The organism is Actinomyces naeslundii (genome assembly GCF_001956585.1).
Classification (GTDB): Bacteria; Actinomycetota; Actinomycetes; order Actinomycetales; family Actinomycetaceae; genus Actinomyces; species Actinomyces naeslundii.
In genome coordinates this window covers 1-617 of the sequence record NZ_MSRR01000040.1, presented here as the reverse complement: position 1 = coordinate 617, position 617 = coordinate 1, and the positions used below count along the sequence as shown (strand labels likewise).

Here is a 617-nt window from a genome sequence, read left to right as displayed (position 1 = left end):
TTGGACACCGAGAACGAACCCGTGTCACGGGTGTAGGTGTTGGTGGCGGTCACGGCCACGGTCTGGTCCTTGGCGATGGTCACCGAGTCCTGCGACAGGGTCGAGGCCACCGAGTACCCGTCCTTGGCGGCCGACGCGGCGTCCTCCGCCAGGGTGCAGGAGACCCCGGTCGGGATCTTTGGGGAGGACACGGCCGTCCCGTCCCCGGGGACCGTCAGGGTTCCCTGCACGTCGCCGTCGCAGGTGTAGGTGAAGGAGTAGGAGCCATTGGCCGCCCCTTCTGGGCCGCCCTGAACCGACTTGGCGATGGAGAAGGTACCCGTGTCGCGGGTGTAGGTGTTGGTGAAGGAGGTGTTGACCACCTGGTCCTTCTCAGAGACCGTCACCGTTTGGGCCTCCGGAGCCGCCAGGGTGTAGCCGTCGATCGCGGCTGTCTTGGCGTCCTCGGTGACGGTGCACTGTGTGCCCGTGGGGACCTTGGGGCCGGTGACCGCCTCGCCATCGGCCTTGGCCTTGAGCGTGCCCTCGGTGCCGTCGGTGCAGGTGTAGGCGAAGGTGAACTCCTTGTCACCGGCCTGCGCGCCCGCCACGGCCTTTGACACGGTGAAGGTGCTGCG

The 617-nt window shown here is 67.6% G+C and carries 1 protein-coding gene; it reads right to left on the bottom strand.

Going from position 1 to position 617, the window contains the following annotated elements; genetic code table 11:
• Nucleotides 1–602 (bottom strand): DUF5979 domain-containing protein (locus BKH33_RS13115; RefSeq protein ID WP_244157433.1); only part of this gene is annotated, 602 nt, incomplete at its 3' end.
• Nucleotides 603–617: the final 15 nt, after the last annotated feature.